Source organism: Oceanihabitans sp. IOP_32, assembly GCF_009498295.1.
GTDB classification, from domain to species: Bacteria; Bacteroidota; Bacteroidia; order Flavobacteriales; family Flavobacteriaceae; genus Wocania; species Wocania indica.
Genome location: NZ_CP040813.1, coordinates 2,910,256 through 2,934,426, shown reverse-complemented (window position 1 = coordinate 2,934,426; position 24,171 = coordinate 2,910,256). Strand labels below are relative to the sequence as shown.

Genomic DNA, 24,171 nt, shown 5'->3' with positions numbered 1-24,171 from the left:
CACCAAACTGAAAATCCGCGAGGATTTTCAGAAGTAGACGAGAACAAGCAATTACTTATAGCCATTGTTGAACTAAACCTAAAGGTAGCTTCACGAGACAGTTACATCACGATTCACTACCTTTAGGATCAAGGTTTAATCTAATACTCAATATTATGAAAAAAAAATGACACTCTCATTGAAAGAGCCATTATTTCCGTTCCAGAGTTTGCAATACTCTACCACAAACTCAAGCGCTCCGTTGAGCTCGCTGGTAAAAGCCAGAGCACACTTACCAACTATGCTCGCTGTCTGGCGCACATCGCACTCCATTTTAACTGTAGTCCGCTTGAGCTCGATGAGGAACAGATCTTAGATTATCTACACGTTTTAAAGTCACAACATAAGACCCCCTCAGATAGTTTTTTCAAGCACACTGTTTATGGGCTTCGCTATGCTTATCGCATCTTTGGGATGAAAGAAATGCGGGTCATACTTCCTTCTATTGAACGCCCCAAGAAGCTCCCCGTGGTATTAAACCAAAGGGAGGTAAAAAAACTGCTTCGCACTCCAAGACTGCTCAAGCACCGATTGGTACTTGCCATGCTCTATGGCTGTGGGCTCCGCAATTTTGAACTTCGCAACCTACAACGCAGGGATCTAGATTTTGACAGGAAGTTGCTGCACGTGCGCCAGGGCAAGGGGCGCAAGGATCGCTATGTTCCCTTATCCGAGATACAGATCCGTGGCCTTAAGAAGTACCTACAGGCAGAGAATCCGGTCACTTGGTGCTTTACCGGCAATGATAGAACAGGCAGTCCGGCGCAGCTTTCCTCGCAAGGGATACAGTGGATCGTGCGTGAGGCCCGCAAGCAAAGCGGTATTACAAAGGAGATTACCGCCCATATCCTGCGCCATAGCTATGCCACCCATCTTTTGGAAATGGGTCTGGACATTATGAGCGTGAAGGACCTCTTGGGACACGCAGATATTCAGACCACTCTTATCTACCTCCATGTGGCACAATCAGGTAGGCAAAAGCCGTTCAGTCCGCTGGATAGGCTTTATGGTCAATAGGGATGTGCTGTCCCGATCATGAAGTAGCGCACGTATTGGAGCGCAACAGGGAGCACCTTGCCAATCATTGTGCCAACAGTTGGCAAGTCCGCACCCTGCATGCCCTGCGCAAGTGCCGCACCGCGGCCCTTGGCGGCCACATTGATTGTTGTAATAATCCTGCCTGTTATAAGCTCCATCTTAGCTACAACAGTTGCCGTAACCGTCATTGCCCCAAGTGCCAGGGACACAAGAAGGAAGCATGGATCCAGGCAAGGGAGGCAGATTTATTAAAGGTTTCTTACTTCCACGTGGTCTTTACCCTGCCCTGTGAGCTGAACAGGTTATCTCTGTACGAGCCAAAATTGGTGTACAACCTTTTGTTCACAACGGCCTGGGGCATCGTTAAGGATTTTGGCGCTAATCCCAAGTTCTTGGGTGGCAGGATGGGAATGGTCGCTATACTGCACACTTGGGGGCAGAACCTCTCGTTGCACCCACACCTGCACTGCATTGTCCCGGGAGGTGGGATTACCAAGACTGGCAAATGGAAGAACACCAAGAGCAAGGGAAAGTACCTGTTTCCGGTAAAGGCGATGAGCATAGTTTTTAGGGCTCGGTTTGTTGCTGGGCTGCGCAAAGAGCTTGGAAAATCACAACCCGCTTCATTTTACGAAAGCCTGTTCAAAACCAGTGGGTGGTCTATTGCAAACGCCCATTCTTTGGGCCTTCACAGGTAGTGGAATATCTAGGGCGCTATACCCATAAAATTGCGATAAGCAACCATCGTATAAAAAGTCTTGAAAGTGGAAACGTACGGTTTATGGTAAAGGATTATCGCCAAGGGGGTAAGAAGTCGGTACTTGCACTATCCGATGCCGAGTTCATCAGGCGTTTTTCATTGCATATCCTGCCCAAAGGGTTTACCCGCATCCGGCACTATGGTATCTTGAGCAGCTATTATAAAAGAACCTTAATCCCAGAACTACAAAAAGATCTGGGTAGGCCAGAACTAGCGGAAAAAGTACCTTTAAAGCACCGCAAGTGTCCCAGCTGTAAAAAAGGAAACCTGGTTACCATTGCAACCTTCCCCGCTCGTGGACCACCGAATGGTTGGCGCGAACAGATCGAGAAACACCTAAACAGACCAATATGAAAAAAACGCAAAACCGACGTAACGGGACTGCTATGGCCAAAACTGAAGAAAACACATCAAAACAGTAATGAACAAGGAAAAGTAAGTCCTAAATCTGCCATGTTCTTTTAATATTCCAAAGAAAGGGAGGCCAAAACTCCCAAAAACAGAAAAAACCAACTCCTAAAAATCCAATCCAAAACAGACCATTCCCCATAAGGGCGAACCGACAAACACCGGTTCAGTCAACACGGCATTCATGTTGGGTCGTACCGACCACACGAATGCTTAGTTATTGGCTGTAGTTTTTTTTATTTAATTCGTAAAATTTAGTCAAAATTATAATTTATTCATTTAGGTTTTTTTGTTCGGATTCTTAACATTTTGGTGTCAGTAAATAAGTTATGACACCACCAATAATGGCTGAAATTAAAATTAAAATAAAGTCTTTTGATTGAATTAAAAACATTTTCATTTCCCATTTTAGGCGCAAATATTTTAAATAATTAATGTTTAAATAAATGCTTTCTAATTTGTCTTTATGTTTATATTTTATGAAATAATTGCAGTTTTTTGGTAAATCGGTTTTAGGTCTATGAGACTTATTTAGTTCAATGACATTTGATGATTCAGAATGATATTCTTTAGGATAAAGTTCAATAAAATCACCAATTTTAATTTTGACTATGTTTTTATTTTTAATGGTTAAAGTACAATCAAGGTATTGTTCGTGTTTTGTTTTTCCGTTTGTATTGTATTGATAACCTTTTAATTTCATAATATTTTTATTCAAATGGACTTAATACCTTATAGGTTATTGATGTGTTTGTTGTATTAAGAACTTCAATTCTTAGACCTTTAAATCCAATTACGTTGCTATCGTTAATGTCATATTGTAATTCCTGAGTGAAACTAGAACGAGCTAAATTATCGACATATTCACGGTAAACAAATTTCAAATCGTTATTAACTCTACCATTGTAAATAAATTCTTGTTTAAAGCAATTATCACAATCATCAGGTGTAAATTGTGTTATCTGATATTCAAATTCAGGAATATCTTTTGTGTAAAAGCCACCTGAATAAGAATTTACAAATGACTTAAATTCTCCAGTCTTTTTATTTTCAGAAATTCCAATCTGATAAGTATTATCTCTGGATTTATTTTTGTCATAATAGAAAAAATATGAATTATTTTGTCCATTAAGAGGAAGTTTTTCACCTATTGAGTAAGGAAATTTCATCATACTAATATTAAATGATTTCATATTAGTAATTTTTAAAGCCTTTTGTTGCAGGAAATCTCCTTTTGTAACTAATGGACTACCAATTTCTTTTGTGTATTCTTTTTCTAGAATTACATCATTTTCAGTTAATCTTTCAGGAAGCACAGAATTCATTGTTGCTCCACAAGATACTAATGTCAAGGAAATTAAAAATAAGACTTTTTTCATTTTAAATTTATTTAATTATTTATTTTATGTTCATTTCTCAAATTACAGCCAACAACGAGATATAGACAATTGTCTATATCCAACTTATGTGCTCTAAGATAATAAAACTTTTATGTTCATAAAAGAGTTTCGCGCTACATGCCTATATATTTCGGTAGTTTTGGTCTAAGTATCTCCTAAATAATAATTGTATGTGCCTGATGTCTGTGCCATTTTCTAGTAAATGGGTCGCGAAACTGTGTCTTAAGATATGTGGTGTACCTTTTGTAAAGTACCTGCTCTCTTTGCTGCTCTAGAAATAATATTTAAAACACAACTTTTGGACTTGATCCTCTAAAACTTCAGTATTCATTAAATAGTATTAAAACAAACATATAAAAAACAAAAAAGCTCCACTACAAGAGTGAAGCTTTAAGTGAGCCCGATAGGATTCGAACCTATGACCGCCTCCTTAGAAGGGAGGTGCTCTATCCAGCTGAGCTACGAGCCCGTAGTTTTAATGTTTCTACGAAAACAAAATCTTATATATTTTAACTATCTACAAGCTGTTATAAAAATAAATGACTCTAACTTGAGATACTAGAACTTTATTATTTACCTTTTTTTAAGGTTCGGCAAATATAATATGCTATTCACTATTACACAAGATAAATTTCACTTTAATTTTATTTTTTTTTGATAACAATTCCGTTTTCAAACTTAAACAACTGAAAATCAAATAATCTAAAATTTAAGTTTTTTTTAGAAAAAACCATGTGCTCATTAATTCGTTAAAAACTCATAAAAAATCCGATTAACCAGTAAAATAAGGCTAAAAGCTAGTTCGGAAAATAAATTATTTCAGCTTCATAGGTACGTCCTGAAAAGAAAAAACAAATCATCAAATTAAGGTTCTGTTAAAATAATACTGTCAACATACAACTATGTTTTATTTGAAAATTATACCGTGTTTCGAAAATAATTCATTAGGTTTCCATAATTGAATTATATGCCCGCTATAAAGGGCAGATAATAAGCAAAAAATATATACTTTTGCAAATTGAAATAATTATTTAATTCTATAAAATTTTACGTTGACAATCCAGGTTGTTAATTCTAATTAAAGCGCACATGAAAAATAATGCACTAATTGAAAATCAATATAAAAGAAACGATTTATTTGAAAAAGAAAACGTGAATTATCTGGTTAGAGTTTTAAAAAGATTTAACACCGTACCGAAAATAAACAATATAACTATCATTACTTCTAGTGGTAAACCTGATTTGTTTAAAATAATCCCGAACAAATCCATAACCATTGGTTCCTCTTTTTTAGAATCGCCTGTTTTAGCTTTAACATATCTTAGGTATGGTATAGAATGGCAATTATGGTATAAAGCTTTGGGTAAAGACAAATCGGGTACTGCTCTTTGTGATTTGGCCGCATTAAAAGTGACTCAAATATTTTATAAATTACTCCCCAAAGAAGATAAGGAAAAATTAGAAAATCTAGATAATTTCTTAATCAACCTTATAAAAACAGATACCGATTTAAGTGCTGAAAACACAGAAGAATATGAGCAGCTTCAATCTTTTCATGGATCAAACAATACAAAATTAATAATTAATAACGATTGGAAACCAATTCTTGAAAACCTAGCAAAACCAACCGAATACTTATTAATGTCTGGTGGAGATCTTCGTTTAAATATTGACGAAATTCAACTACTTAACAAATATGGTTGCAGACCATTCCCAAGACCGGAAGCCTTTACATTTGCATCTTCAACGGCAAGCAGTGTATCTAATTTTGCTTTCGACAAAACAGACAAAGCCAGAACCATATTAATTCAAAACAGTTTAAAAAAAGGATTAAAAGAAGCCACTCAAGAATTTTCGGAATCTCTAAAAAACAATCTTCGAAAAGCACTGAGCTTAAGTCAGGAATATGAAATAATTTTTTCACCTTCGGGAACAGACTCTTCACTTCAAATTGCAGCATTAACACAGGTTGTTTCAAAAAAAGAAATAACACATATTTTAGTAGCTTCAGACGAGACCGGCAGTGGAGTGCCAGCAGCGCTAAAAGGAGAGCATTTTGAAAACACCACAGCCTTAAACTTTAAGGTGAAAAAAGGTGATAACATTGAAGGATTTAGAGCTGTAGATTTAGTTAAAATTCCTCTTAGAGATCATCAAGGTAAATTAAAATCGGCGTCGCAGTTAGACGACGAAGTTTATCATGCCGTTTCTAAAAATACGGCGTTAGGCAAACACATTGTATTGCACGTCATGGATCAATCTAAACTAGGTTGTCAATCCCCTAGTCAGGATATGATTCAAAAGCTAAAAACAATCGATGATTTATCGATACAAATCGTTATAGACAGTGCACAACTTAGACTAGATCCTAAAGATTTAAAAGACTATTTAAGCAAAGACTATATAGTAAGTATTACTGGTAGTAAATACTTTACTGGACCTGCTTATTCTGGAGCTTTAATAGTTCCTAAAAGCGTTAGTGAATCCATTAACATGGTTAAAAACACCTTACCCGAGGGTTTAAATACCTATTATAATTATTCTGATTGGCCTTCATCTTGGTATTGCTCAAAACAATTATCTGAAGGCTTTAATTTCGGATCATACATGCGCTGGAATGCAGCCATAGTTGAAATGACTAGATACTTTAAGACGCCTATTTTGTACAGAAATTTAGGTATTGAGATGTTCTGTAATTTTGTTGAAGACTCCATAAACGAAGCCTCCTTTTTAGAGCCTCTTTTTGGAAAGGAGAAGAAAAGTAATGCTTTTAACAACCAAGAATTAGGTCTTAGAAATATTCGAACGATTTTTCCGTTTTTTATCCTTAAAGATAATACAGTACTATCAGTTGAACAGGTAAAAAAGCTCTATACCCTCTTAAATTCTGATTTATCTGATAAATTTGAAGGCTCACCGCTTGAAACTATAAGACTTGCAGCACAGAAATGCCATATCGGCCAAGCCGTTAATGTCAAGTATGGTAATGATATACAGAGTGCTATTTTAAGAATAAGTTTGGGCGCTAGAGTTATTTCTGAAAGTTGGGTTAATCGCGATATTAGCCTCTATTTTAGAAATATTGAAACACAGATGAACCAGATTACTGTAATTATAAAAAAGATAGAGCTAATTCTTGACAATCCTGATTTATTAAAGTAATAAAACAACAGCTCTAGTTACTGCTAGGGCACAAATATTTTAAAAATCATTTAATTTATCTAAAAAATCGTTTTTGCGTCGTTTTGCAAGAGGGACTTCACTCCTATCGCTCATAATGAGGTAAGCCTTAGTCCCCTTCACGTACTTAGCTATAAATTTTAAATTTATTAAGTGAGATTGGTGTGATCTAAAAAAGGTATACGAACTTAATAATTCATCAAAATACTTTAATGTTTTTGATGCCAGAATACGGTTTCCCGACGCCACGAAAATTGAGGTGTAGCTTCCTTCGGCCTTACAACGGATAATTTCAGAAATTTTTAAAAAGAATGTCTCTTTTTCAGTAGCAATTATTATTTTTTTTTCTTCGCTATGAGCTGTATTATAAAATAAAGCATCAAGCTTTAAGTTTGGGAGTGTCATGTTTTTTAATCTCGTTAAAGTGAGCTTTAACTCCTCATTGTTAATGGGTTTTAATAAATAATCGAAGGCGCTAAACTTAATGGCCTCGATTGCATATTTATTGTAAGCAGTCGTAAATATAATTTGAAATTTTATCGCTTTAATACGCTTTAACAACGCAAAGGCTGTGTTTTCATTTAATTGAATATCTAGAAAAACTAAATCTGGATTTAATTTTTCAATGTTCGTTTTAGCAGCTTCTATGTTGTGGCAAACAGCGATAACATGAATAATATCCGAATGTTTTAAAAGCAAATGCTGCAACCTGTCTGTACAATGCTTTTCATCATCTACTAATATTGCTTTTATCATACCGTTTAAAATTTAAGCTCGAGTGGCAAGGAAAGCTCAACACGCAAACCTTGTTTCTTATCAATAAAACGTATAGTTCCTTTTACCTGTTTAATTTGATTGATAATGTCCAGCCTTTGATTGGTGATTTTTATTCCCATAGAATTAGAGTTTTTAATACTATGAGATCTACCAGCACCATCATCTTCAACAGCACAAATTAATTTTTTACCAGTACTTTTAATTTCAATTACAATTGAACCATCACCGTCTTTATTTGAAATACCATGCCAAATACTGTTTTCGATAAAAGGCTGCAAAATTAATGGCGGAATTAAAGTGTTCTCAATATCAATATTTTCGTCAATTAAGATGTGATACCATAATTTGTTTTTTAAACGTAATGATTCTATGTCGATATATAATTTTAAGAGCTCTAAGTCCTCACAAATCGGAATCCATTTTTTTTCAGAATTTTCTAAAATAGCGCGTGTTAATGTCGAGAATTTGGCTAAATACGCATCTGCCTTTTCTACATTATTAGTTTGTAAATAATGACTTATAGAGTTTAAGGCATTAAATATAAAATGCGGATTCATTTGAGAACACAATGCTTTTAGTTCGGTTTCCGCCATTTTTGTTTTAAACTCTGCATCGCGTTTGCGATTGTACAAAAAATAACCACCAACTAAAAAAAGCAATACAACTCCTCCAGTACCGATGGCCGTGTTTTTTATAAAAGTTTGGTGTTTTATTTCTGCTAGTGCTGTCGTTTCTTGTTTGTCAAGCTGGTATTGCATGTCTTTCTTAGTAAGTTCTGCACTTTTTTCTTCACTATAAACGCTGTCCCTTAATGTTATATAATTTTTATAAGCCGATAAAGATTGGTTATACTTTCCCTCATTTTCATAAACTTGATTTAACACTAGCCATGAATCTGCTTGCCATTCTACAGCATCAATCGCTCTAGAAACCTGCAGCGCTTTGTTGGCATATATTTTGGCTTGGCTAAATTCTTGTTGAAGTATAGATACTTTACCCAAACTGTTTAATGCGGTCGCTTCTATATATTTATTATTTATTTTTCGAGAACGCCTTAAGGCCTCATCGTAATATTTTAATGCATTTTTATAGTCTGCTTTTCTTTTGTAGGCGAGTCCCTTATTATTTGTAATGGCTGCCACAAAAAAAGGATGATCTAACGCCTGGGCTAAAAATAAAGCTTCATTAAAATAAGTTAGCGATTTATCAACACGCTGTGTTTCACTATACACATTACCCATATTATTGAATGCCCTTATTTGATTGATGGTGTCCTGCGCCCGAGTCGCAATGTTTAAACACTTGTTATAATTCTCTAGCGCCTTATCAAAGTCTTTCATATCGGCATAAATATTAGCTAAATTATTATAGACATTAATTGTTAAGGTTTGATTGTTTATTTGTTCTGATGCATCTAAGGCTTCTAAAAAATAATCTAATGCTTTTAGATTATTTGCCATGGTATAATAGATAGTTCCTTTTTGGTTTAATGCCAAGGCCTCTCCTTTTTTCCAATTTTGTTCTTTTGCAATAATCAATCCTTCATTAATATAGTCTAAGGCTCTTTTTGGGTTGCTATAAGTAAAATAATTTGAGGCTTCAATGAGTTGCTCACTCCTTATCGTATCTAAAGAAGCATAACTCATTAGATGCATGGCTATAGAATCTTTTTCTTGCGCTAGAGTAAATTGAAAAGAAAAAAAGAAAACGAATACTATATTTAAAATCCTCATTTAATCTCAGTTTTTTACGCTCTAATAGAATGAGCCCTATAGTTATACATTAAAGCAATTTTTTAGCATATTTTTTTAGAAAAGAATGCATCAAAACACACCAGTGTATTAACATCTCAAGGTAATTTATAAAAAAGCTTTTAAAAACGACTACATAAAGTTAAATAATTGTTTAATGGTCAATTATTCTAGTCTAATCACCAATTTACGACAAGAAGGCTCTTCTTATTTTACCGAATATAAACTGAAACTTACCGCGTACCAATTCTAAAAAAGAATTTTAAAATAATATAATTAAATTAAGGAAACTAATTTTTAAAATCTCAGCTATGAAAACTTTAAAATCCCTCCCTTGTATCCTTTTGATTTTATGTTTTAATGTGGCACTCTCTCAACATAAAAGTGATGAAAGTGAAATTTCTAAAACAACAGATAAAGTTAAAAAAACCAATACTGAGACCAAAGAGGCGTTAAGTACGACAAAGCAGACTATAAAAGATATTGGGTCCATTTTTAAATCTAAAAAAGAAAAGACCAAACAAACCATAAACATTAATATCACTGATGTTGAATATGGCAATTCTTCGTTAGAAATGTTGAAAAATGCCATAAAATCTACAAAGAGTGTAAAAGGTGTCACTAAAAAATTTAAAAATAATACAGCTACCTTTTTAGTTGAATTTAAAAAAAGTGCTGATGAGCTTTGGCAAAACCTCCCCGTAAAAACTAAAAGTAAATTTAAGGTTTTAGCGATTGAAGAACACAGTATGTCTATTACTTTAAAAAACGCAGAGCCCAAACCTGATAATAATTAATTTAAGGCATTAAACTCGGCCTTATTAAAAAGCAAAAACGAACGTAATGTGGTAGCTAGAAATCACATTTATAGCGGTTTGCCTTTCTAGTTGCCAATTTAATAAGCATTTGCCATAGTTTATAAACGCAGCATATATTGTCTAACTTAAATGACTTAAAACCAACCTTATGAGTAATTACAGCAAAGCCAAAACAATTTATTCCATACTCTTTATATTACTTTTACATACTACTGCATACGCACAAAGCAATACTTATAATTTCGATACCAATGATATTTTTATCATAAAATCTCCTTCTAAAAACTATAAAGATATTGTATTACAAAGTCATAATGGCATACCGCGGTTTGGTGTTTTAAACACCTATATAGCATCAAATGCAAGTCGAAATCTTGATTTAAAAGAGAAATATGAGTTAATCATTGCAGGCGATATGAATTTCTTAAACCTAATTCAAATGGATTATATGAAAGCCATGTACAACGATTTTAATAGAGAGGTACGCGCTTCAACTAGGCCTAGTGGTACAAACAAAAAAGAGGAAAACTCGTATAAGGCTCAACAGCAATTTTATAAACTTACCAATACTGTTTGTACTGACATTGCTGGAAATATAAATGCGGGTGAGAACGAATTTGAAAGAAGAAGAAATTATAAAACCTTTGTAAATAACAATCTTGACGGACTTCTAACATGGAGCAACACCATACTTAAAAACAACGCTTTTTCGGCTTATTGGGTTCATACAGTTAGACTGAGAAATTACGATTTTGATAAAAAAGGATATTGGATACAAATTCCAATCGCATCTATACGCGAACGCAATACACGCTTTTCAACCCAGTATAATTTCTTTAAAAATCATGTTCCCAAAAATAGCTACGAAAGCTTTTCAATGGGAGAAAAAAGCAGATCTAGTAGTACTCCATCTTTAAAAATTTTATTTAAAATTTCACCTGAAGAAGCCGAAAAGCTGCAACAACCCACCAAATTTAAAAGAGGAACGGCATCACCTAACCCTTTATATGCAACTGCTAAAGTAAAAGTAACCCTTAGAGCCTTTACGGAAGACAAAAGCAATAAAACACCAGAAATCCCAGAATTTGAACATCATTTTGAAAGTCCGATTATAACCCTCTACAAAGATCTCGCTTTAACTGAAAAAGTTGCCGAATTATCTTTAAAAAAAATAATAACGGAAGATTAAATTATGTTAAACACAAAAAGAATAAAAGTAATATTTGTGATACAATTTGTCTTATTTTACGGTTTAGTAAATGCTCAAATTAAACCTATAAAAGACTCCATAAAGACCATAGGTTATCACGATACAAAAACATTTGAGTCGCCCTCTCAAAACTTTATACCGCTTATTTTACAAACGCACCATGGACTTTTAAGGTTTGGAAATCAAAACAGTTACGCCCTACTCCCAGACGGCAGCCATTTAAGCCATAAAGTAGTACAAGCAAAAGGTATAGATATAAAAAATGCGAAGCTATCTGAAAGTAGGCTAGCTTTTACGCAACTATTGCTCATGAAATACATGGCAGAAACCTACAAAGATTTAGACAAAAAATCTTTCACTGTGCAAGCTAGTAGTATGTATAAAAACGAAAAAAACTCCTTACAAGCACAAAACCAATTGCTAAAACTTGCAAATGCGATAAGCAGTGTAAAGCTTATTAACAAATATTTTTGCAATCCTAAAACAAACGATTGTAATTACACATCTGAAAATTATTACAGAGTAGCTCGCCATATATTACCTTGGGGAGGTTCAGGTGCAAACGAGTTTAAAAAATTAAATAGCTATACCAGTTATGTATCGCAACATCTTGAAACATTACAAAATTGGAGTGCTAGTTTATTTACAGATAATACCATAGATGCTTATATGGTTTTAACATCTAGACTTGGCACTTACGATTTTAAAAACAAGGGCTTTTGGTTAAGTTTACATAGCAGCCGAAGTAGTTGGTTCTTTATTCGGTTTTACAATTTAATACCTAAAACAGCTTACGAGCGAAAACTAACAAGTTCGAATACCTCATCTATTCTATATAAAATGCCAGCACACATCGCCGAACAATTTTCTGAAAAAACAAAGATGATTTATATGGTTTTTAAAATAAAGGTGTTACTAAAGGGTATAGACCCATACAGAACGGGCATTAAATCGTCTTTTTCTTTAGATGATTCAATCATAGAATTGTACAACACCGAAGATTTAAAAACTAAAATAGGTGAAATTTCGATAGACGAAAACTTAACGGTTAAATAATTACACTATGAAACTTTATAATAACATCTTAAAATCTTTAACATTCTGTGCGTTTTGGATGATAACAATACAACTAAATGCGCAATCTAATAACGCCACAAGTGGCTACATAACATTTAAAGCGCCTTCTCCTCATTTTATTGATGTAGAAATAGAAGCGCATAAAGGTTTACCTAGGTTTGGAAATCTGCTTTTTAGTAAGATAAATAAAGAATTAAGCACTCAAAAGGCTTTTGAAGAACTGGTGAACATGAAATATATGTCGGCTATTTATGCCGATATGGATAAAAACAAACTCTCAAAAACCGAGCGTTCTCAAGTTGCCGATAAAAAACTAAAAAATTCCATTTTAGCACAAAGACATTTGCTGAAACTCTTGGGTTTAGTAGGTTCCGAAGAAGTTTTAGAGACTTATTTTTGCGACGAATCAGACACGAATTGTTCTTACGCTGTAGGCAAGTATGGCATGCGACAAACGCCCTCTTATTGGGGAAGTGTACGTCATATTAATGTAAACGAATTTAAACAACACCGCAGCTATACCAGTTTTACAAAAAACCATTTGGACGAACTACTAAACTGGAGCAAAACCTTTTTTCCTAACGACGAGCTTATCGCCTATTATGTGAGTAAAGCAGGTATAAGAGCTCAATTTGGTCAAAATCCTTATAATTTTCAGAAAAAAGGTTATTATATTTTTAATCATTTGAACGGAAAACAATTTATAGACGCGTCTTGGTTTGAAGCATTTGATGAAAATGAAAAAAAATTAAAATATAGTACAAGTGGTATTTTTTTACCAATGGACGTTGAAAAAGCAAAAACACTAAAGCTTCAAAAAGGGAGTCCAATTTTTTTAGTTTATAAAGTAAAAATAAAAGCTTCCGAAGATGCCAAAAACAACAGGCCAAAACTATCTTTTTCACTAGAAAATAGAACAATTGAAGTTTATAAAGACAAAACTTTAACTCAAAAAATAGGAGAAATCTCTTTAGATAATATAATCACTAAATAGAACTAACAAGATGCACCATAAAAACCATTTCGTTTACTCACTCATAATTAGCGTGTTATTTTTATTATCAACACAAAACACTGTCGCTCAAGAAGGTGGCGAAGAAGCTATAGACATGACCGATGTAATTACAATCAAGTCGCCCGTAAACAAATTTAAATCTATACACATTCAAGCTCATAAAGGCTTACCTCGGTTTGGTGCACATAATAAATATCAGTTTACAAATAAATATGGTAGTTTAGATATGCATAGACCAAAAAACACCTTAATAAAAGAAGGTTTTTTAAATTACAGCAATATGATTAAAATGAAGTTTATGGCAAGTTATTTTAAGGATATTGATAAAACATATTTAACCCAAATCTCTCGCGAAAATAGAGATGATAAAAAAGCCCTGCACTCCTCTGCCGCTCAAATACATTTATTAAAATTAACTAGATTACTGGTTTCCAAAGACTCAAAACCCAATTATTTTTGGAATATTAGAGATGAATTTACAGCCCAAGAAATATATACCTCTTTTGTTTCTGCGCACTTAGAAGACCTAAAAAAATGGAGTGGTACTTTTTTTAAAGATAATAACGAAACGGGCTATTACGTTACACGGCACAAATTTGGAACATACGATTTCGATAAAAGTGGTTTTTGGGTAACATTACCCCCACATAATAAAGAATATTTTGGTTTAAATCCTTTAGACGAATTGTTTTTCCAAGAATTCCTACCCGAAGAATCTTTTGAGAATGAATACTTAAACAGTATTTCAACCACATTTCCAAAAATACTACTACCTATGACAGCAGAAAACGCTGAAGATTTTTTGAATACTAGAGTTGTAAGTTTCTCAGACAAAAGGTCGTCCGAATATATTTATTCTGCTATAAAAGTTCGTATTGTTTTTAAAGAATTAAACACAGATAATGTAACTTTTGCTAGTCCTAACTTTACGTATCAATTTGAAGACCCCATAATAGAATTCTTTAAAAATATCGAATTGACAGAAAAAATTGGAGAAATATCTTTACTTAATCCTACCTATAGTGAATAATGAAAAACCAATATTTCTATCAGAAATCTCACCATCTAAACAAGCCGGTCTTCCATAAAATATAATCACATTAAATCTAATCATATTATCGGTTTACATCCTTAATGAGATAATCATTTAGTTTTAAGCTTAATCATTTTCTTTCGCAATCTTGTTGCTAATAAGAAGTACTTCAAGATAATTTACCACCTTAGCTCCTACTATACTTGATACAAAAAACTTGATAAATCTGGGTGTAAACACCAATATTTCAGCGGGAAATATTTTGGATTTGTAACTTCAAATTCGTTATTTTATCAGGCTAAATCGACGTTAAACCAAAAGAAACAATTAAGTTTAAGCCATGTAAACGCTTGTTGTTTGAATCAAAAAATTACAAAACATAAAAAAATAGTTGCGTCTGCAACTAATCATTATTTTGTTTTACATTTACAAAATGAAACCAAAAAAGATCGTTATTGATTTTGAAAACTCTATTGGCCCTTGGTTAGGTAGCACTATAAAGCTGCTGGAATATCATCTACAAGAAAAATTCAACACACACGGTCTTGACTTAACTAAAGAGCAAATGATTGTTCTAAAACGCCTGCATGACCAAGATGGATTGAGTCAAAACGAACTGGCATTCTTAATCCTTAGAAACAAATCATCCCTAACTCGGTTACTTGCTAACATGGAAAATAAGGATTATGTAATTCGAAAACAATGTACGGAAGATAAGCGCATCAATCATGTGTATTTAACCTCTTTTGGCAAAGAAATATTTGAGAAATCTAAACCAGCTATTAAAGAAATGATGGAAATTATGGAGCACAATATCTCTAATGAAGAAAAAGAACAAACAATCCAAACTTTAAAGAAAATTCAACATAATTTTAATTCAGACCTTCAATCGTTATAACCAACCCTAAATGAGAAAAATATTATCTATCGCACTTGGTGTCGTATTATTAATAATCACAATTTTTGTTGCTAAATATTTAATTGATAATAAAAAGCAGCCAAAACCGAAATTCGATAAAATTGTAAAAAAAGTTTTTGTTGAAGAAGTAGAAAACAAAGATATACCTATTGTAATCGTAACAAGTGGTAACTTAACTGCTAAAAATAAGATTGATTTATATGCCGAAGTTCAAGGTGTTTTAAAACCATCGACTAAAGATTTTAAAGCAGGTACATCTTATTCAAAAGGAGAGTATATTATAAGAATAAATAGTGATGAGTTTTACGCAAACCTTCTGTCACAGAAAAGTAATTTTTATAATAGCATCACAGCCATTATGCCAGATATTAGATTGGATTATCCTAACGAGTTTGAAAAATGGCAAGCTTACTTAAGTAACTTCGACATTAATAAAACAACGCCTGAACTTCCCCTTATGAATTCCGACAAGGAAAAGTATTTCATTTCAGGTAGAGGCATCAATACCGCGTATTACAATGTAAAAAACCTGGAAGTTAAATTGGGTAAATACAATTTAAAAGCACCATTTAATGGCGTTTTAACCGAAGCTTTAGTAACACCAGGCTCGTTGGTTCGAGCAGGACAAAAATTGGGCGAGTTTATCGACCCTAGCGTTTATGAAATGGAAGTCTCTGTAAATGCAGAGTTTGCAGATTTGTTGAAGAAAGGCAATACTGTAACCCTTCACAATCTAGAAAAAACCAAGGAATACACTGGAAAAATCATCAGAATAAATGCTAAAGTTGACGCCACATCCCAAACCATTAAGGCATACATTGAGTTGGCTAATACAGACTTAAGAGAAGGGGTTTATTTAGAGGCTTACCTCACTGCAAGAAGTGAAAGTGATGCCATTGAAGTGTCCAGAAAACTTTTGGTCGACAATAAACAAATGTACGTTGTAAGAGACTCTGTTTTACATTTAAAAGATGTTAATCCTGTTTATTTTTCCGCAGAAAACGCTGTGGTTAAAGGCTTAGAAAATGGCACTTTAATAGTAGCCAAACCCATACCTGGCGCATACGATGGCATGCAAGTAAAAATCTCTAAAGACCAACAATAACCGATGAGAAAGTTACTAAGCTATTTTATAAAATTTCCGGTTGCCGTTAATGTGTTAATTTTGGCATTCATCATATTTGGAGCCATTGGGGTAAGCACTATTAAATCTTCTTTTTTCCCCTTAACCGATTCAAAATTAATTAGAATAAACCTAATTTATCCTGGAGCCTCGCCATCTGAAATGGAAGAAGGCGTTGTTTTTAAAATTGAAGACAACCTTAAAGGCATTGTTGGCATAGAACGTGTCACCTCTGTTTCTCAAGAAAACGCTGCAACAATAAGTATAGAAACAGAAAAAGGTAAAAACATTGATGTGGTTTTGGCCGATGTTAAAAACGCTGTAGACCGAGTACCGTCGTTTCCAACAGGAATGGAACCTCCAATTATTGCAAAAGTAGAAACCATAAGACCCACCATTAGTTTTACTTTAAGTGGCGAAAATATTCCACTGGTAACCTTAAAGCAATATGCTAGAGAAATTGAAAATGATTTAAGAGGAATTAACGGCATTTCCCAAGTTGAAATTTCTGGTTTCCCTGCTGAAGAAATTGCCATTTCTGTACGTGAAAACGATTTAAGAGCCTATAATCTATCATTTCAAGATGTTGCCAATGCCGTGAGCAGAACCAACATTTTAATTACGGGTGGCAATATAAAAACCAGTGAAGAAGATTATCTTATTAGAGCAAGAAACAGGGCTTACTACGGCAACGAAATGTACAATATTATTGTGAGAGCTGAGCCTAACGGAAACATCATCAGGTTAGGCGATGTTGCCGATGTAAAAGACACGTGGTCTGAAACCCCAGACCGCATCTTTTTTAATGGTAAGGAAGCTATTAACATAACAGTTAGCAACACAAACAACGAAGACTTAATAGCCTCTGCAGATGCTATTAAAGCTTACATTAACAAATTTAATCAGCAATATGATAATGTTACCTTAGATGTTTCTAGCGATTCTTCAATAACCTTAAATCAGCGTACCGAGTTATTGGTTAAAAACGCCATTATGGGTATTAGTCTTGTGCTGTTTTTTCTAGCCCTATTCTTAAACGCACGCTTAGCATTTTGGGTGGCTTTTGGTCTACCAATTTCATTTTTTGGTATGTTTATTATTGCCGCACAAGTGGGCGTTACTATTAATGTACTATCGCTCTTCGGAATGATAATCGTTATCGGGATTTTAGTAGATGATAGTATTGTAATTGGTGAGAATATCTATCAGCATTACGAAAAAGGAAAATCTCCAATTAGAGCGGCTATTGACGGTACTATTGAAGTGTTGCCACCTGTGGTATCAGCATTATTAACGACCATGATTGCCTTTTCAACATTCTTCTTTCTAGACGGAAGAATGGGCGAGTTTTTTAGTGAAGTGTCAACCATTGTTATCTTAACCTTATTGGTTTCCATGATTGAAGCCTTAATCATTTTACCAGCGCACATCGCACACTCTAAAGCCTTGCAACGAGAGAACAAAAGCCCTAGCAAAATAAGTGCTCTTCTAACCAAAATAAACAAAGCTGCCGATTCTTATTTGGTTAAATTTAGAGATGCGGTTTATGTGCCTTATTTACGCTTCTTTTTAAAGCATAAGTTCCTCGGGTTTGCCATCCCGATAGCCCTACTTATTTTTAGTATTGGCGCCATTGGTGGCGGTATTGTAGGCACCTCATTTTTCCCAAGAATTGCCAGCGATAGAGTGTCCATAAACCTTAAAATGCCACAAGGCACTAATGAGAATATTACAGATTCTATCATTTCAAGCATTGAAGAAAAGGTTTGGATCGTGAATAACCAATATGACACAAAACAATTTAACGGAGAATCGGTAGTTCAAAATGTTATTAAACGTATTGGCCCAGGAACATCGAACGCTACCTTGACAGTTAACTTATTACCAGGAGAATTAAGAGGTGATTTAGCTTCACAAGAAGTCACTAATAAAATTCGTGATTTAACGGGAAAAATTTACGGTGTGGAAAGTCTGGTGTTTGGTTCTGGAGGAAATTTTGGAGGCAGTCCTGTTGCTGTATCATTACTAGGCAATAACATCTCAGAGCTTAAGGCTGTAAAAGAGGAACTGAAATCTGAATTGAGTCTTAATCCCATACTAAAAGACATTTCTGATAATGACCCAGCGGGTATTAAGGAAATTCAAATTCAACTTAAGGATAAAGCATATATTTTAGGATTAAACCTACAGAGTGTCATGGCTCAAGTGCGTTCTGGTTTCTTTGGATTTCAAGCACAACGTTTTCAGCGCGGGCAGGATGAAATTAGAGTTTGGGTAAGATATAACCGTGAAGACAGGTCGTCTATAAAAGATTTAGATGATATGTGGATAAACACCTCATCGGGAAACAAAGTGCCTTTTTCTGAAATTGCAACCTATAAAATTGAACGTGGCGATGTGGCCATCAATCATTTAGAAGGCCGCCGCGAAATACAAGTAACGGCAGATTTAAAATCTCTAGACGACAGTGCAACCGATGTTTTAGATGATATTAAATCTAGAATTATGCCCGAAATACTCTCTAAATACCCCACGGTTTCTGCAGTTTACGAAGGACAAAATAGAGAGGCTCAAAAAACCTTAACGTCTTTAAAGTTAGTGGGGCCCATTATTTTAATACTCATTTATATGATAATCGCTTTCACATTCAGAACCTATAGTCAGCCATTATTGTTAATGATGATGATTCCGTTTAGCTTAATTGGGGTTGCTTTTGGCCATTGGGCTCATGGTTTCCAAATTAATATCTTATCGTGGTTAGGCATTATCGCATTAGTAGGGATTATGGTTAACGATGGTCTGGTGTTAATAGGCAAGTTTAACAGCTACCTAAAAGAAGGCATGCCATACAATGAAGCTTTGGTACGAGCAGGAAAATCCCGTTTTAGAGCCATCTTTTTAACAACCTTAACCACAATTGCTGGATTAGCCCCTTTATTGCTGGAAGGCAGCAGGCAAGCACAATTTTTAAAGCCCATGGCGGTTTCTATTTCTTACGGGATGGCCATTGCCACAGTTTTAACTTTAGTCATGCTACCTCTTTTACTCTCTGTTTCGAATACGTTTAAAGTATTTATTAAGTGGATGATGACAGGTAAAAATATCACCAAAGAAGAAGTAGAAAGAGCCATTATTGAATCAAAATACAAACATGATGATTTACATTAAAAACATAATAACCGCACTGCTTGTTTTAGTTGCAATACAAGCTAATGCTCAAACTATATTGACTAAAAAAGAAGCATTACAAATTGCTTTAGAAAATAATTACGGTGTAAAAATTGCTAACAATAACTTGGCGATAGCAAAAAACAACTCCAGCATATACAATTCTAGACATTTGCCAACGCTATCCACCAACGCTGGGGCCAACTACAATAATAGTAACCAAGAAATTGAAAGACAAGATGGCACTATTACCAATGTAAACGGTGCTGTAACCAAAACCTATAATGCGTCGGTTAATGTAAATTATACCATTTTTGATGGTTTGGGGAGAAAATACAATTACAAGCAATTAAAGGAAACGTATAATTTATCAGAATTACAAGCCAGGGAAACCATAGAAAATATGTACTTGCAGTTATTTAGTGTGTATTTTCAAATTGCCAGATTATCAGAAAACACCAAGAACCTTCAAGAGGCATTGAAGATTTCAAAACAAAGATTAAAAAGAGCGCAATATCAATACGAATACGGTCAATCGGACAGATTAGAACTGCTCAATGCAGAAGTAGATGTTAATAACGATAGCATCAGTCTTATTAATTCAAGACAATTGTTTGCTAACTCAAAAAGAGACTTGAATATTATTTTAGGTGTTCAAAAAAATATTGATTATTCGGTTGAAACCGATGTTGAATTTATAACGCTTATGTCTTATGAAGCCTTACTTGAAAAAGCAAAAGAAAACAATGTCATCCTTCAGCAGAACAAAAAAAACATTGCAATTAGCGAATTTAACATAAAAGCAAATAAAGCAGGTTATTTACCAACAGCCAGTTTATCTGGGTCTTATGGTTGGAATAAAAGCGACAATCCGGCAACATCCTTTTTAGCAGGCTCTAATTCATCTGGATTGAATGCAGGCATAAATTTATCTTGGAATATTTTTGATGGAGGCAGTACTAAAACTCGAGTAGCCAATGCTAAAATTGCTTTGGAAAACCAAGAGATTTTAAAAACACAACATATAGAAACCATTGAAAACACCCTTAATAATACATTTGAATCGTTTCAAAATGCCTTATTTGTGATACAAGCACAGGAAAAAAATGTACTTACCAATCAAAATAATTTCGATAGAACTCAAGAACGTTATAAATTGGGGCAGGTCACTTCAATAGAATTTCGTCAAGCACAAATAAATCTGTTAAACGCACAAACGGCACTAAATAACGAAAAATTCAATGCCAAATTAATCGAGCTGGAATTATTGCAATTAACAGGAGATTTATTAAATGTGGAATATTAGTTAAATAGCGGCGTAACTTGTTTAGATTCGGTAGAACACTTGCCCACTCATAGACTAAGGAAAGTGTATTTACGCTAGGCGTTCCTTTAATTTTAACATCCACAAAGGTCGTAGTTGAAAGTCATGAAGTAAGAGAAACTTACGAATCAAATTATTTTGGATTTGTCATCCTCTTTAAAAATTATAGAAGATCATACTTAACCAAAACCAGCGTTGAAGGACTATTAGCTGTAAGACATTTCTACAAGCAAAATTGTCAACATACCCTTCTTTTTTCTAATAAATTATAAATGGTTAGGGGTAAATCCTATTTAATGGATGTAGACTCTAATGTGTTTAATCACGATAACACCGAATCCCTCTTTAAAATAAGTACAACAGATTACAATACCACTGGGAGTCATGGTAAATAAGCTCAGTTTGATAATAGAAACGGTGCCTAGGTAACCAAAAAACACTACCAATTGCTCTTATTTTATATATCTCATTAGACCTAAGGTAACCTCCCTAATGATCTTCCCTAGCAAGATTATCTTTTAAATGCTAAACTCACTCATGTTACATATACGAAAGTCTTTGTTACATATCAAAAAAAGAGCTTAGGCCAACCGATCTACTTTTGTTTTGTTCTTTGAATACTTTATTTCTTGAATGTGATTATTCAATAGTTCAGAATTCCCCAAACATCAATAATTTATTAATATTAAATCAACTATTATGAAAAAATTAAAAGGAATTTCAAAACTATTATTATTCGTTTTATTAATTGGATTAGCAGGATGCTCAGCCGATGATGGAGCCGTTGGTCCACAAGGCGAACCAGGAAAAGATGGGATTAATGGTGTAGATGGAAAAGATGGAACAGACGGACAAGATGGAGCCGACGGAACAGACGGGCAAGATGGAAATGCTAATGTTATTTATTCCGATTGGTTCTATCCGGTGTGGAATGAGTTTGATACACCAAGAGCTAAGCGAATGGTTGTTAAAAACCCAGAGTTTGGTAAGAATTATGATGATGGCGTCATTTTATTTTATTGGATTACCAATAACGGTTCTACTTTTCTAGTGCCATGGAATACATATAGCTCAAGTACTGGGGCATTAATTATTTCTAGGTCCATGAATATTAGAGGCGGCTCTGGCGATGTATGGATAACCATCAGAAGGTACGATCGAGATTTTGAAATACGGGATACTTATGGACAGTATGACGGGATTACCTACAATAGACTTCGTTATGTTATAATTCCTGGAAATATAAACGCTGGCGGAAAATCATCTTCGAACAAGGCCAACGAAAAATCGCCATTGGATTATAGCAACTACGAAGCTGTAAAAGCATTTTATAATATTCCAGATTAATAACTAAACGCAAATCAGATGAAAAATTTAATTTTATTAGGCACATTAATACTATGGGGATTCCAAGGTATAGGACAAACTAAAAAAATGACCGCTTTTGAGCCAAAACAACATGGTTTCAAGTTTGATAATACCTTCAAGAACATTTTTATAGACGCCCTAGACTGGAGGACAGGAGGATTATGCGGAGGCATGGTATATTCAGCCTTGGATTATTACAACACACGCGGAAGATCGATACCTAAAACGGCCTATAGACCTACCGAGGGCAGTCCCTTGCAGAAATATTTGTATGACCGCCAAGTAACTTCGCTGACTTCAAACCTCGATAAGTGGGGCGAGATTGGTTTTAACCCAGATGGAGTTCGCAATAGTGAGTTCTTCAACTGGGGAATAGAAAACAAGACCGGTAGCAGAATAAACGAATTACGAGCTTACATAGATCGGGGCGTTCCAGTTCCCTTGGGAATGCAAAGTGTGGGCGAAAAAGATTCCGATCCAGGCAACCATCAAGTATTGGCAATTGGTTACGACTTTGGTACACCGCAAGATATTTCCAATGGGAATTATAAACGTAAAATGAGAATTTATGTTTACGACCCCAATTTTAATGGAAAAACAAAAACCATGGTTCCAAACTTTAAGGAAGAGACATTTTACTACCTGGAAAATCCAAAAAAAAGATGGCGAACCTATTTTGTGGATAAAAACTATAGCGTTAAAACACCAGTGCGCATATCACTTCGAGATTATCCAAAGGACAAAAAAATACATGAGCTTGTATTTGAATTTGCTGTTGGGAAAGATGATTTGCGCGGAGGTAATGATAACTTAAACCTTAGCATTAACTATCATGGTGCCGCTACACAAAGAGTATATAACATTAACAAGGGAAATAAATGGATAGACAACTATTCGCAGTATATCACCATTCCGCTAAAATCTCCCGTAGCTTTGAATAGAATAAAATCAGTTCAGTTAAATACCGTATCGGGAAATGACAATTTTAATTTAAATGCTTTACGAATCAATGCCAGGGGACACCTTGTGAACAAACAGATATACGACAAACGAGGAGCACCTTTAAAGCGTTTTACAGGAAAAGACAAAAGTTATAAGGCTCTTATAAATGCCAATCCACCCATATTAACTCGTAAGCCATCCAATCACAGAACAGCGGGAAATGCCGGTAAACGAATCCCTTTAAGCAGAAAGAAAATCGATAAATTACGATTTTGGATACGTACCGGAGATGATGATTTAAGGGGAGGCAACGACAACCTGAATATTGTGATTCATTATAAGAACGGGAAACAACAGGTTATAAAGAATGTAAATAAAGGAACGCGCTGGCAAGATAAAAGTGTAAACTCGGTTGATATTACCCTTAATACCAACATCGTCAATATTTCTGAGATCTCTAGAGTAGTACTCCAAACCACGTTTAAGGGAGGAACAGGTGGAGACAATTGGAACTTGAACGCTATACATATTGAAGCATTTAAAGGAGGAAAATTTGTTGGAGACTATTATAAGAAAGGTACTAAACACAATGTATTACACAGATTTACAGATAAGAAAAAAACCTTCGTTGCGAAGCGATAAGCTCAAGAACACAAGACAACTACAAAAACATTTATGGTTCTACCACGAATATTTTGGAAACTAAATTTCGATATGCAGGACACAGGACTTAGGATTTTATGACTTAGAACACAAGATTAAAATACTTGTGATAATAGTTTATTATTTGGGATTAATCGATGAATCGAATTTTCATCAAT

18 protein-coding genes, 1 tRNA gene and 1 pseudogene are annotated in these 24,171 nt (G+C 34.4%); 14 read left to right on the top strand and 6 right to left on the bottom strand.

From position 1 onward, the window contains the following. Positions 1 to 453: 453 nt before the first annotated feature. Together FEZ18_RS12280 and FEZ18_RS15000 are read left to right on the top strand one after the other, a co-directional pair. Entirely contained in the window at positions 454 to 1,056 is a 603-nt protein-coding gene (locus FEZ18_RS12280) for a tyrosine-type recombinase/integrase (RefSeq protein WP_228122749.1), read from the top strand. A gap of 2 nt (positions 1,057 to 1,058) precedes the next feature. Further along, positions 1,059 to 2,191, top strand: a pseudogene (locus tag FEZ18_RS15000) (IS91 family transposase). Positions 2,192 to 2,546: 355 nt separating this feature from the next. Here the strand turns inward: FEZ18_RS15000 and FEZ18_RS12270 are convergent. The 4 genes from FEZ18_RS12270 to FEZ18_RS12255 all read right to left on the bottom strand — a co-directional run bounded on the left by FEZ18_RS12270 (position 2,547) and on the right by FEZ18_RS12255 (position 4,114). Then, complete coding sequence (locus FEZ18_RS12270; protein WP_153268585.1) at positions 2,547 to 2,948, bottom strand: hypothetical protein; 402 nt, start codon at positions 2,946 to 2,948, stop codon at positions 2,547 to 2,549. Between the two features lie 7 nt (positions 2,949 to 2,955). Beyond that, entirely contained in the window at positions 2,956 to 3,624 is a 669-nt protein-coding gene (locus FEZ18_RS12265) for a hypothetical protein (RefSeq protein ID WP_153268584.1), read from the bottom strand. A gap of 142 nt (positions 3,625 to 3,766) precedes the next feature. Continuing rightward, positions 3,767 to 3,874 carry a hypothetical protein gene (locus tag FEZ18_RS14735; RefSeq protein WP_317164464.1) on the bottom strand — a complete coding sequence of 36 codons (108 nt, stop codon included), beginning with the start codon at positions 3,872 to 3,874 and terminating at the stop codon, positions 3,767 to 3,769. 166 nt (positions 3,875 to 4,040) lie between these two features. After that, positions 4,041 to 4,114: transfer RNA gene (locus tag FEZ18_RS12255), tRNA-Arg, on the bottom strand. Positions 4,115 to 4,734: 620 nt separating this feature from the next. Between FEZ18_RS12255 and FEZ18_RS12250 the strand changes: the two genes are divergently transcribed. After that, the gene (locus FEZ18_RS12250) at positions 4,735 to 6,807 is read left to right on the top strand and encodes a hypothetical protein (RefSeq protein WP_153268583.1); all 2,073 of its coding nucleotides are present in this window, start codon (positions 4,735 to 4,737) and stop codon (positions 6,805 to 6,807) included. A gap of 39 nt (positions 6,808 to 6,846) precedes the next feature. On the opposite strand, the gene FEZ18_RS12245 is transcribed toward FEZ18_RS12250, so the two are convergent. Beyond that, positions 6,847 to 7,581 carry a LytR/AlgR family response regulator transcription factor gene (locus FEZ18_RS12245; RefSeq protein ID WP_153268582.1) on the bottom strand — a complete coding sequence of 245 codons (735 nt, stop codon included), beginning with the start codon at positions 7,579 to 7,581 and terminating at the stop codon, positions 6,847 to 6,849. Positions 7,582 to 7,586: 5 nt separating this feature from the next. Further along, positions 7,587 to 9,335 carry a tetratricopeptide repeat protein gene (locus tag FEZ18_RS12240; protein WP_153268581.1) on the bottom strand — a complete coding sequence of 583 codons (1,749 nt, stop codon included), beginning with the start codon at positions 9,333 to 9,335 and terminating at the stop codon, positions 7,587 to 7,589. A 329-nt stretch (positions 9,336 to 9,664) separates the two neighbouring features. Here FEZ18_RS12240 and FEZ18_RS12235 point away from each other — a divergent pair, with 329 nt between their 5' ends. The 11 genes from FEZ18_RS12235 to FEZ18_RS12185 all read left to right on the top strand — a co-directional run bounded on the left by FEZ18_RS12235 (position 9,665) and on the right by FEZ18_RS12185 (position 23,992). Further along, complete coding sequence (locus tag FEZ18_RS12235) at positions 9,665 to 10,150, top strand: hypothetical protein (protein ID WP_153268580.1); 486 nt, start codon at positions 9,665 to 9,667, stop codon at positions 10,148 to 10,150. Between the two features lie 169 nt (positions 10,151 to 10,319). Next, complete coding sequence (locus FEZ18_RS12230; RefSeq protein WP_153268579.1) at positions 10,320 to 11,360, top strand: hypothetical protein; 1,041 nt, start codon at positions 10,320 to 10,322, stop codon at positions 11,358 to 11,360. Positions 11,361 to 11,363: 3 nt separating this feature from the next. Then, positions 11,364 to 12,437: a hypothetical protein gene (locus FEZ18_RS12225; RefSeq protein WP_153268578.1), complete on the top strand. Its 1,074-nt coding sequence runs from the start codon at positions 11,364 to 11,366 to the stop codon at positions 12,435 to 12,437. A 7-nt stretch (positions 12,438 to 12,444) separates the two neighbouring features. Beyond that, positions 12,445 to 13,452, top strand: a complete 1,008-nt coding sequence (locus FEZ18_RS12220; RefSeq protein WP_153268577.1) for a hypothetical protein — start codon at positions 12,445 to 12,447, stop codon at positions 13,450 to 13,452. 10 nt (positions 13,453 to 13,462) lie between these two features. Further along, positions 13,463 to 14,503: a hypothetical protein gene (locus FEZ18_RS12215; RefSeq protein WP_153268576.1), complete on the top strand. Its 1,041-nt coding sequence runs from the start codon at positions 13,463 to 13,465 to the stop codon at positions 14,501 to 14,503. A 436-nt stretch (positions 14,504 to 14,939) separates the two neighbouring features. Continuing rightward, positions 14,940 to 15,404 carry a MarR family winged helix-turn-helix transcriptional regulator gene (locus tag FEZ18_RS12210; RefSeq protein ID WP_153268575.1) on the top strand — a complete coding sequence of 155 codons (465 nt, stop codon included), beginning with the start codon at positions 14,940 to 14,942 and terminating at the stop codon, positions 15,402 to 15,404. A 10-nt stretch (positions 15,405 to 15,414) separates the two neighbouring features. After that, positions 15,415 to 16,530: an efflux RND transporter periplasmic adaptor subunit gene (locus tag FEZ18_RS12205; RefSeq protein ID WP_153268574.1), complete on the top strand. Its 1,116-nt coding sequence runs from the start codon at positions 15,415 to 15,417 to the stop codon at positions 16,528 to 16,530. 3 nt (positions 16,531 to 16,533) lie between these two features. Then, on the top strand, positions 16,534 to 19,716 hold the full coding sequence (locus FEZ18_RS12200) for an efflux RND transporter permease subunit (protein ID WP_153268573.1): 3,183 nt from the start codon (positions 16,534 to 16,536) through the stop codon (positions 19,714 to 19,716). Beyond that, positions 19,700 to 21,022 carry a TolC family protein gene (locus tag FEZ18_RS12195; RefSeq protein ID WP_317164440.1) on the top strand — a complete coding sequence of 441 codons (1,323 nt, stop codon included), beginning with the start codon at positions 19,700 to 19,702 and terminating at the stop codon, positions 21,020 to 21,022. The genes FEZ18_RS12200 and FEZ18_RS12195 overlap by 17 nt, the downstream gene beginning before the upstream one ends. Positions 21,023 to 21,739: 717 nt before the next feature. Beyond that, positions 21,740 to 22,387 carry a collagen-like protein gene (locus tag FEZ18_RS12190; RefSeq protein WP_153268572.1) on the top strand — a complete coding sequence of 216 codons (648 nt, stop codon included), beginning with the start codon at positions 21,740 to 21,742 and terminating at the stop codon, positions 22,385 to 22,387. A gap of 18 nt (positions 22,388 to 22,405) precedes the next feature. Then, positions 22,406 to 23,992 (top strand): hypothetical protein, encoded by a 1,587-nt coding sequence (locus tag FEZ18_RS12185; protein ID WP_153268571.1) that lies wholly within the window; start codon positions 22,406 to 22,408, stop codon positions 23,990 to 23,992. Positions 23,993 to 24,171: the final 179 nt, after the last annotated feature.

Coding starts and splice junctions, on each gene's coding strand:
- FEZ18_RS12280 (WP_228122749.1), top strand. CDS start 454: ATGAAAGAAATGCGGGTCATACTTCCTTCTATTGAACGCCCCAAGAAG.
- FEZ18_RS12270 (WP_153268585.1), bottom strand. CDS start 2,948: ATGAAATTAAAAGGTTATCAATACAATACAAACGGAAAAACAAAACAC.
- FEZ18_RS12265 (WP_153268584.1), bottom strand. CDS start 3,624: ATGAAAAAAGTCTTATTTTTAATTTCCTTGACATTAGTATCTTGTGGA.
- FEZ18_RS12250 (WP_153268583.1), top strand. CDS start 4,735: ATGAAAAATAATGCACTAATTGAAAATCAATATAAAAGAAACGATTTA.
- FEZ18_RS12245 (WP_153268582.1), bottom strand. CDS start 7,581: ATGATAAAAGCAATATTAGTAGATGATGAAAAGCATTGTACAGACAGG.
- FEZ18_RS12240 (WP_153268581.1), bottom strand. CDS start 9,335: ATGAGGATTTTAAATATAGTATTCGTTTTCTTTTTTTCTTTTCAATTT.
- FEZ18_RS12235 (WP_153268580.1), top strand. CDS start 9,665: ATGAAAACTTTAAAATCCCTCCCTTGTATCCTTTTGATTTTATGTTTT.
- FEZ18_RS12230 (WP_153268579.1), top strand. CDS start 10,320: ATGAGTAATTACAGCAAAGCCAAAACAATTTATTCCATACTCTTTATA.
- FEZ18_RS12225 (WP_153268578.1), top strand. CDS start 11,364: ATGTTAAACACAAAAAGAATAAAAGTAATATTTGTGATACAATTTGTC.
- FEZ18_RS12220 (WP_153268577.1), top strand. CDS start 12,445: ATGAAACTTTATAATAACATCTTAAAATCTTTAACATTCTGTGCGTTT.
- FEZ18_RS12215 (WP_153268576.1), top strand. CDS start 13,463: ATGCACCATAAAAACCATTTCGTTTACTCACTCATAATTAGCGTGTTA.
- FEZ18_RS12210 (WP_153268575.1), top strand. CDS start 14,940: ATGAAACCAAAAAAGATCGTTATTGATTTTGAAAACTCTATTGGCCCT.
- FEZ18_RS12205 (WP_153268574.1), top strand. CDS start 15,415: ATGAGAAAAATATTATCTATCGCACTTGGTGTCGTATTATTAATAATC.
- FEZ18_RS12200 (WP_153268573.1), top strand. CDS start 16,534: ATGAGAAAGTTACTAAGCTATTTTATAAAATTTCCGGTTGCCGTTAAT.
- FEZ18_RS12195 (WP_317164440.1), top strand. CDS start 19,700: ATGATGATTTACATTAAAAACATAATAACCGCACTGCTTGTTTTAGTT.
- FEZ18_RS12190 (WP_153268572.1), top strand. CDS start 21,740: ATGAAAAAATTAAAAGGAATTTCAAAACTATTATTATTCGTTTTATTA.
- FEZ18_RS12185 (WP_153268571.1), top strand. CDS start 22,406: ATGAAAAATTTAATTTTATTAGGCACATTAATACTATGGGGATTCCAA.